The following is an 8791-nucleotide window of genomic DNA, read 5'->3' as shown; positions in this document are numbered from 1 at the left end:
GTGTCCACCTCTACATCCCTGCCGTTCATGGCCTACAACTGGCCGCGCGGCGTATCCGTCGACATGGGCACCGTTCCCGGATTGTTCACGCGCTTGGCTGATCTCGACAATGTCGTCGCGATCAAGGACAGCACCGGCGACTGGCTGTCCATGTTGGACACCGTCGAAGCCGTCTCCGACCGCGTCAGGGTGTTCGGGAGTTTCCTGCATCGACGTGGGCTCGCGACGCTGCTGGAACTCGGCGGGGACGGCAATATCGACGGCGGCGGCGTCGGGGCACCCTTCGCAGTGCCCTTCTACCGCGCGGTGGCGAAAGGCGACGGAGTCACCGCTCGCGACTGGGTCGATAAGTACCGCGCGTTCTCCGGTCGACTCATCGGCGGCGACTACAGCGGGATCTACGCCTCCCCGATCCCACAGCTCAAAGCCGTGATGAACCTGCTCGGTCAACCCGGTGGTGCTGTGCGCGAGCCATTGCTGCCGGTCACGGACGCCGACATACTCGCGTCGTTACAGGCCGTCGTCGACGAGTCCGGAATCGCCGACGCCTATGCCCAACCGGTAGGGGCGTCTCGTGCGATCTGACGTCGACGTCGTTGTCATCGGCGCAGGAATCGTGGGCGCTGCAACGGCTCTCGCCCTGACCCGCGCCGGGTCGACCGTCGCCGTGTTGGATCGAAGTGCACCCAACACCGGGGGCTCCGGCACCACTGCAGGCAACCTGCACATCCAGACCATTCACAGCCGGCGTCCCGGACAAGGCACTCCCGTGGACGTTCGGCAATTGCTCCCCCTGCAGAAATCGACGAGTGCGCTGTGGGACCGGCTTGCGGACACCGTCCCCGGGCTCGGACTCAACCGCTGCGGCGGTTTCATGGTCGCCGAGACGGAGGAACAGGTCGCGACGTTGCGCGCCAAGCATGTTTGGGAGACGGGCGTCGGCATCCCCACCGAAGTGTTGACCGGCGACGAGGCACGACGCGCGCTGCCGCTGCTCGGACCCTCGGTGGAGGCTGCCACCTGGTGCTCGTGGGACGGCTTCGCCGAGCCCGACCTCGCCGGACCCGCTCTCCTGCGACAGGCCGTCAGCGAGGGTGCAACGTTGTTTCCCGACACGGTGGTCACCGGATTGCAGCGGCACGGCGATGTGTGGAACGTGAGCACTTCGCGGGGTTCGTGGACGACGCCGACCGTCGTCGACGTCGCAGGCCCATGGATGGCGACGATAGCGGCGATGGCCGACGTCGCCCTCGACCTGGTCCCGACTTCGTTGCAGATGCATTCGCTCAGCGCCGCGCCGCGCACGCTCGAGGTGCTCGTCCAGCACGTCGGCGAGGGAATGTCGATCAAGCAGGATCGACGCAACCGCCTCGTGCTGGGAGGCGGCTGGCCTGCGGGGCCGTTCCACGACATCGACGCAGCACCCGCACTCGAGGACAGCACTACCGGGAACCTGGGGCAGGTCCGACGCCTCCTCCCGGATCTGGGACGGGCCGCGCTGCTCGACACCTGGACCGGGCCCGTCGTCACCACCCCGGACGAGATGCCCGTCATCGGCGAATTGGTCGATGCTCCTGGTCTTTTCGTCGCAGGAGGCACCTACTCCTTCACGTTCGCACCGCTGTGGGCGCAATTGTTGGCCTCGATGATTCATGGCGTGGCAACCGAAGTCGACGTTTCTGCGCTCTCCCCCGCTCGGCTCGTTCACCAACATTCACTCTGAAAGGTACGACGCATGGCTCTGGTCACGATGTTCGTCAACGGGCAGGCAATGTCCGGCGGCACACTGAACGACGCGCTGCACCGCGCGCGGTTCATCGGCAAATTCGATACAGCACCGAGGTACCGCTTCTATTCCGTGCGTGACGAATTCCCCGGGCTCCACCCCGTCATCGAAGGTGGTCATGTGGTCCCCGGTGAACTGTACGAGGTGGAATACGATGTCCTCCGCGAAGAACTACTCCCCCGCGAACCCGAGGAGCTCGAGCTCGGTGTCATCGAATTGGCCGACGGATCCGGCTCGCTGTCGATGCGGATGCGTGAGCAGGCGTTGACGGCGCCGGGCGTCACGGACATCACCGACCGCGGCGGTTGGGTGGCGTACCTGGGGAGTGCGCGATGAAGGTGGTGCGCGGAGGAACCGTCGTCGAGGCGCGCTGGTCCGGGCTCGCCGACCTGCTGATCGACGACGGGAAGATCGTCGCCGTTCTCGGCCCGGGCACCGAGGTCGACGCCTCCGCAGAGGTCATCGACGCGACGGGCAAGCTCGTCCTCCCCGGCGGCGTCGATCCGCACTGTCATGTGGGCTTCACCTCGGGCGAATTCACCTCGCTCGACTCCTACCTCGAATGCACCACCGCGGCCGTGTTCGGTGGGACTACGACCATCATCGACTTCGCCATCCCTCGTCCTGGACAGGAACCGCTGGACGCCGCCGAGAAGCAGCGCGCCAAAGCATCAGGGGGACTGTGTGATTCGGCCCTGCACGCCTGCGTCGTCGAGTGGAACGACACCACCTCACACCAGCTGGCCACCATGGCCGACGCCGGCATCCGGACGGTCAAGATGTTCACCACGTACGCGGGCGAGACGATGGCGAACGAACACACGATCTTGAAGACGATGCAGACAACCCGCGATCTGGGCGGGATGGTGATAATCCACTGTGAATCCGACGCAATTGTCACCGATGCGCAAAATCTCGTCGCCTCTCCCGAGGGCATCGACGCTTCACACATGGCGGAGACCCGACCCGAACTCGCCGAGACCGCCTCCGTTGCTGCCATTCTCGCGATAGCCGAATCGCAGCAGGCGCCCGTCTACTTCGTACACCAATCAACCCCCGCGGCAGTCGAATTGGTTACTGAAGCCCGCACGCGGGGTCTGGTGGCGTTCACCGAATCCGTCGCACACCACCTCGTCCTCGACGACAGCGAATACGCGGGCGCCCAGCCCGAGCGGTTCGTGTGCTGCCCGCCGCTCAGACCCCGCGCGGTGGTCGACGAATTGGGACGCCACATGTTCAACGGCAACATCACCACCATCGGCTCCGACCACTGCTGCTACGACACAACGCAAAAGCAGGTGCACAGCCACGACGTTCGCCACATGCCGAACGGTCTGCCCGGCGTCGAGACACGACTACCCGTGATCTGGTCTACGTTCGTCGACCGGATGGGTCTGACCCCCAGTAGGTTCGTCGAGCTCACCTCCACCAACCCGGCGCGCACCAACGGGCTGTACCCCAGAAAGGGTTCGCTGATGCCCGGCGCCGACGCCGACATCGCATTGTGGGATCCCCACCTCGAATGGACCATCTCGACCGACGTGCTGCACATGGCCACCGACTACACGCCGTACGAGGGACACGTCGTGCGAGGTAAGCCGGTCACCGTGCTCGTGCGCGGCGAGATCGTCGTCCACAACGGGTCACTCACCGACTCGACTCCCCGCGGTAGGCACCTCGAAGCAGCGCCGCTGGACTTCAGCGGAGCGTTCAGCATGTAGCGCGGCTACGCAGCGAGCAGGACCACCGTGCCCGGTTCGGCTGCCTCAGAGGGGCGGCGTACTCCAACGCGAAAGTCGCGGCCGGCACCCCGGTCAGGCTTTGCACAGGGGCGTGCTTCCGGCAGCAGGTTCGGCCCGACCCACGCAGCTGGCACCCCCACTGCCGAGCAAGCACAGCTTTTCGCCTCCGAGCAGATGTGCCAGCTCGAGAACAGGGGTGCCGGCTGGGGTAGCAGCATCCGGATCAGTCCGTGCCGACGTCGACGATCTTGTTCTGATAGGCCCACACCACTGCTTGGAGTCGTGAGCGCACTCCCAGCTTCGGCAGCATTCGCGCAAGATGGGACTTGACGGTCGACACTTCGACGAACAGTGCTCGCGATATGTCTTCGTTCGACATTCCCTGCGCGAGCAGTTGCAGGATGTCCCGCTCACGTTCGGTGAGCAAGCCATCAGCGCGTTCCGCGGTGACCGGCTGAAGTGCTCGTCGGCGAACGAATTCCCGCATGATCCGACGGGTCAGTGACTGATCGAGAGTGCCCTGGCCGGCCGCGACCCGCCGAACGGCGTCGATGATCACCTCCGGGTCGGCGTCTTTGAGCAAGAAGCCGGACGCACCCGCCTCCAATGCCCCGAAAACGTAATCGTCCAGATCGAACGTGGTGAGAATGAGTACCGGAGTTGGCGATTCGACGCCCGGCCCGCACAACAGTTGCGTCGCCTCGATGCCGTCGACGCCGGGCATTCTCACGTCGAGGCACGCGACGTCCGGTTCGAACTCGCGCACCAGACGAACAGCTTCGGCTCCGTCGGATGCTATACCGACCACCTCGATGTCCGGTTCGGAAGCCAGCAGCGACGACAGACCAGCGCGGACCAGCGGCTGGTCGTCGGCGAGTACGACGCGAATCACGTCCGCTCCTTCGAGCCCGAGGCCGTTGATTCGCGCGGCAGCCGAAGTTCCACGGTCCAACCACCGTTCTCGGTGGGCCCGTACTGCACGGTCCCACCGACCAGAGCTGCGCGTTCGCGCATGCCCAGCAAACCGAAGCCTGCCTGCGACGCGGACACCGGTGAACGCGATTCTTCGTTGCGAACTCTGATCGTCAATGCTCCCTGCTCCTGATCATCGACCTCGAGAACACAGCTCGATCCGGGAGAATGACGCACGGCGTTCGTCAGCGATTCCTGAACCATGCGGTACGCCACCAGCTCGGCAAGCGGCCCCACGTGCTCGCCCATCGACGAGAGGTCCCTGGCGCCGACGAGACGCAGCTCGATGTCGGCACCCGACGCCCGACGCTCGTTCACCAGCTGCTCGATGGAGCCCAACGTTTCGACGGACCGCTCGGCAGCCGCGCCGTCGTCGCGCATCAAACCGACCAACCGCCGCAAATCGTCGAGGACCGACCGCGCCTGAACGCGAATCTGGTCGGCAGATCGACGTGCCGCATCCGGATCGCTGTCGATCTGACGACCCGTGGCGGCGGCCATCAACGCGATACCCGACAGGTGATGTGCGGCTATGTCGTGCAGTTCGCGAGCCATCGCGGCGCGCTCACCGGCGACGGAGGCCATCACCTGGGCGTCATGTTCACGTTCGAGAGCGCCCAGCTCATTGCGATGGGCGATGCGGGCCTCGCGGCGGGAGGCCACCACCGATCCGATCAGCAGCGGCAATCCGACCACGGTGGCGGTCTGCAGGACGGATTGCACAAGCAGGGCGGCGGCACCGGCATCGTCGACTGCCGCCCGGTTGACCACGTCGCCGAGCAGCACACCCGCCGCTCCCACCGGGAGCGTGATCATCAAGCTGTTCAACGATTTTCGAGCAACCGACAGGAAGACGGCCACCATGACGGCAAGCGCGGTGACGCTGAAGATCTCACTCGGCGCGACCGTCGCCACGACCAGCGGAGCCAGGGTTACCGACAGCAACACCGCGCGGGCATACGTGCCCGAAAACGGCAGCAGCACCGCCTGCACAGTCAGCACTGCGGCAAGAACCCACCACGCACCGCTCCCGATCGGCGAGACGGTGATCGCCCGGTCGGACGAGTCGAGCGGAAGGAGGACCACCGCCCCGATGGCGAGCACCCAACTTGTCGCCCCGATCGCGAAGTCGGCACCGCGCAGCTTGCGTGGATATGCGATCACGAAGAGGAGTCTATGCGGGCCTCGCCGAGGCCGAGGCGACCGCGAGTGACGGCGACGAGTACACCGGCAGCGACCGTCGCGGCGGCGGCCATCGCCACCATCGCACGCTGCGCGTCGAGCGTCGGGAACATCTCGGTCCACATGACGGAGGCGAACGTGTTGACGCTGACGTGCATCAGCATCGACACCGGCAGGCTCTGACCGGTGCTGTTGAACACCCAAGACATGACAACGTTGAAGGCGATGCAGAACACGAGGAATACGACGGGCTCCGACCAGTGCGCGTCGGGCCAGCCGCCCCACTCGGTGAAGAACAGCGGCAGGTGCCAGACACCCCACAGCGGACCGAGCACCATCGCGGCTCCCATCGGCCCGAAACGCGCCTGCAGACGGGGTAGTGCGAAGTCACGCCAACCCGGCTCTTCAGCCAGCCCGGTGGTGATCATCTGCAGGAACAGCACCGGCACATAGGCGGCGAGAGCCACGAGCGACGGTGCGTTCATCTGACCGCCGGAGAACATCGCACCGGCGACCACCATCGCAGCCGGCGCCGAAAGAAGGGCGACCGCGTACCAGCGAGCTTTGACCCGCCACCGAAACAGCCGCCCAGCCCACACCCGCAGTCCTGCCCGACCGTCGACGATCGCGGTGACGACGAGCGCCGAACAAATGGGACCGAGATAGGCACCGGGCAACATGCCGGTCAGCTGGCTGGTCCCGAACACGCTCGGGAACGTGTAGTCCCAGACACCAGTTCCGTTGTTGGACAGTATGTAAGGGAGCCACGCCGTCCAGCTCAGCGCGTTCGCGAGAAAGAAGAAGCTGATGAGCGGGCTCCGTCGAATCACGCCGCGAACCCCGGCATCCCCTCCCGCCGATCGAATCTCTGTAAGCGTCATCGTGATCGTCCTTTCGTCTGTGGTGACTTCACCTGCAAACGCTATGGACCGCGATCGACGACTTCGAGACGCCAAAGGACGTAGTGTCGCAGTTCAATCGAAAGGTGTAGGACCCTTGACCTCGAGTACGGTCGAGGTTCTACGTTCGTACCCATGACGACGAACAAGCCCATGCAACCGCCCGCACGGCAGCCCATTGGATTCTGGACGGCGCGAGCTGGCGAGGCTATTCAGGCGCGTATACGCGGGGCTCTCCACGACATCGGCGTCACGCAGCCTGAATGGTGGTTGCTACATCAGCTTTCGCTGAGCTCCGGCGGGGTCAACCGCGCGGAAACCGTCGAGAAAATTGGTCACAACGACACACCGCAGGTTATCGAGGAGGCAATCGTAAGCGCGATCAACAACGGGTGGATAGAGCAGTCTGGCTCGAAGCTTAGATACACCGACGCCGGCGCCGACTTGTTCCGTCGAGCAAACGACGTCCAGCAGATGCTCCAGGACGAGAGAATGCGCGGCATCAGCGAAGCCGACTTCGTCACGACCATCGAAGTCCTGCAGCGAACAATCCAGAACGTTGGAGGCGACGCCTGGCATTGGTGACGCATCTCGATAGCCCGGGTGTGCCAAGGTTGCCAGATGATCGACAGGCGACAGCCGGAGGATCGGGCTGTACGAGGTCGAATCTGCCCAACTCGATCGACGGCAACGGATGCCTCTTCTTCTTTCAGGGTGGTCTGGTTGACTCCATCAGCCACATCCGACCGCTGCAACCCCACTACGCACGAACACCCGATCTGGGACCGAAGCTCTACGCGCGCGCCGCGACGAGGCCGTCGCCATCGCCGGCGAAAGAGGTACGACAAGTACATGCGCTATCTACCGGGGTGCGCCGACTTATCCCACCGGGGCCACATCGATGTCCGGCAGTTCACCATGATCAAACAGCCGTGAATCGGGCCCGAAGCGCAATTCCGACCGGTCTCCCCGTCCACCAGCGGACAGTTAGGTACGCCAAGCCTTATACACTCTGCCGATGCCCAGCGATTTCGACCTCGATGCACACCCCGGTGTGCCTCTGGCGTCGCGCCTGGACCGCTTCGGCGGCGCACCCGCGCTGATCACGGCGGACGAGACCGTCACCTACCGCGAGCTGGAAGAACGCGTCGAGGCGCAAGCCTTCAGATTCGGGCGCAGCCGCCGCTTGATGCTGATCACGGGCGCCAACGAGGTCGAGCTGATCGTCGCGTATCTGGCGGCACTGCGCTGCGGCCACCCCGTCCTGCTCGCGCCGGGCGACAACCCCGCCAACCTCGACGGAGTGATCGCCGCATACCAACCCGACGTCGTGGTGACCTGCACGGACGGCCGGGCAGTTGTCGACGAGGTGCGTCAGGAATCCGCGCATCGGCTGCACCCCGAGCTCGCGCTGCTGCTCAGCACGTCCGGCTCCACCGGATCACCCAAGCTCGTGCGGCTCTCGCGGGGCAATGTGCAGTCCAACGCCGAGTCCATCGCGAACTACCTCGGCATCCGAGACACCGACCGTGCCGTCACCACCCTTCCGATGCACTACTGCTACGGGCTGTCGGTCGTGCACAGCCACCTGCTCGCCGGCGCGGCACTCGTGCTCACGTCGTTCTCGGTGACCGATCCCGATTTCTGGCAGCTCGTCAGGAAGCACCGTGTCACTGCGTTCGCGGGCGTCCCGTACACCTTCGACCTGCTCGACCGCGTCGGATTCGACCAGCTCGATTTGCCGGACCTGCGATACATCACGCAGGCAGGTGGACGGCTGACACCGGACCGTGTCCGCAACTACGCCGAACTCGGTCGACGCCGGGGCTGGGATCTGTTCGTCATGTACGGCCAGACCGAGGCGACGGCCCGCATGGCCTACCTGCCGCCGGACCTCGCCGTCACCCACCCTCACGCCATCGGCCGACCCATCCCGGGCGGGTCGCTTCGGATCGAACCGATCGCCGACGCGCCCGACGGCGTGGGCGAGCTCGTCTACTCCGGACCGAACGTGATGCAGGGTTACGCCGAGACACCCGACGACCTCGCTCTCGGCGACACACTCGGCGGTCGATTGCGCACCGGAGATCTCGCCCGCCTCACCGATGACGGGCTGTACGAGGTGGTCGGCCGCATCAGTCGATTCGCGAAGGTGTTCGGCCTGCGCATCGACCTGCAACGCGTCGAGTCGGCACTTGCACGACGCGGAC

At 65.2% G+C, this 8791-nt stretch carries 9 protein-coding genes; 6 read left to right on the top strand and 3 right to left on the bottom strand.

The genetic code is table 11. From position 1 onward, the window contains the following. From WBQ44_RS12275 to hydA, 4 genes are all read left to right on the top strand, one after another. A partial coding sequence (locus WBQ44_RS12275; protein ID WP_495566963.1) for a dihydrodipicolinate synthase family protein occupies window positions 1-585 on the top strand: 585 nt, incomplete at its 5' end. Further along, complete coding sequence (locus tag WBQ44_RS12270; protein ID WP_495566962.1) at window positions 575-1723, top strand: NAD(P)/FAD-dependent oxidoreductase; 1149 nt, start codon at window positions 575-577, stop codon at window positions 1721-1723. The genes WBQ44_RS12275 and WBQ44_RS12270, both read left to right, overlap by 11 nt. Window positions 1724-1735: 12 nt before the next feature. Continuing rightward, on the top strand, window positions 1736-2122 hold the full coding sequence (locus WBQ44_RS12265) for an allophanate hydrolase-related protein (protein WP_495566961.1): 387 nt from the start codon (window positions 1736-1738) through the stop codon (window positions 2120-2122). Next, entirely contained in the window at window positions 2119-3507 is a 1389-nt protein-coding gene (gene hydA / locus WBQ44_RS12260; RefSeq protein ID WP_495566960.1) for a dihydropyrimidinase, read from the top strand. Before WBQ44_RS12265 ends, hydA begins: the two co-directional genes overlap by 4 nt. A gap of 244 nt (window positions 3508-3751) precedes the next feature. Here the strand turns inward: hydA and WBQ44_RS12255 are convergent, their stop codons facing one another. From WBQ44_RS12255 to WBQ44_RS12245, 3 genes are read right to left on the bottom strand one after another with little or no spacing between them, the layout of a single operon-like run. After that, a complete protein-coding gene (locus WBQ44_RS12255; protein ID WP_495566959.1) occupies window positions 3752-4420 on the bottom strand; it encodes a response regulator in 669 nt (222 codons plus the stop codon). Next, the gene (locus tag WBQ44_RS12250) at window positions 4417-5664 is read right to left on the bottom strand and encodes a sensor histidine kinase (protein ID WP_495566958.1); all 1248 of its coding nucleotides are present in this window, start codon (window positions 5662-5664) and stop codon (window positions 4417-4419) included. Before WBQ44_RS12250 ends, WBQ44_RS12255 begins: the two co-directional genes overlap by 4 nt. Next, window positions 5661-6563 carry a CPBP family intramembrane glutamic endopeptidase gene (locus WBQ44_RS12245; protein ID WP_495566957.1) on the bottom strand — a complete coding sequence of 301 codons (903 nt, stop codon included), beginning with the start codon at window positions 6561-6563 and terminating at the stop codon, window positions 5661-5663. Before WBQ44_RS12245 ends, WBQ44_RS12250 begins: the two co-directional genes overlap by 4 nt. Window positions 6564-6716: 153 nt before the next feature. Here WBQ44_RS12245 and WBQ44_RS12240 point away from each other — a divergent pair, with 153 nt between their 5' ends. Both WBQ44_RS12240 and WBQ44_RS12235 read left to right on the top strand, forming a co-directional pair. Further along, a complete protein-coding gene (locus WBQ44_RS12240; RefSeq protein WP_495566956.1) occupies window positions 6717-7166 on the top strand; it encodes a MarR family winged helix-turn-helix transcriptional regulator in 450 nt (149 codons plus the stop codon). Between the two features lie 433 nt (window positions 7167-7599). After that, a partial coding sequence (locus WBQ44_RS12235) for an AMP-binding protein (RefSeq protein ID WP_495566955.1) occupies window positions 7600-8791 on the top strand: 1192 nt, incomplete at its 3' end.

The sequence above is a fragment of the Rhodococcus sp. (in: high G+C Gram-positive bacteria) genome, from assembly GCF_049591685.1.
In the GTDB taxonomy this organism is placed as follows: Bacteria; Actinomycetota; Actinomycetes; order Mycobacteriales; family Mycobacteriaceae; genus Rhodococcoides.
Note: the sequence above shows the minus strand (reverse complement) of the source record. Positions and strands in the feature narration are given on the sequence as shown.

Bases quoted from the DNA above. Each gene is read 5' to 3' on its own strand.
- hydA (WP_495566960.1), top strand. From the start codon at position 2,119: ATGAAGGTGGTGCGCGGAGGAACCGTCGTCGAGGCGCGCTGGTCCGGG.
- WBQ44_RS12245 (WP_495566957.1), bottom strand. From the start codon at position 6,563: ATGACGCTTACAGAGATTCGATCGGCGGGAGGGGATGCCGGGGTTCGC.
- WBQ44_RS12265 (WP_495566961.1), top strand. From the start codon at position 1,736: ATGGCTCTGGTCACGATGTTCGTCAACGGGCAGGCAATGTCCGGCGGC.
- WBQ44_RS12240 (WP_495566956.1), top strand. From the start codon at position 6,717: ATGACGACGAACAAGCCCATGCAACCGCCCGCACGGCAGCCCATTGGA.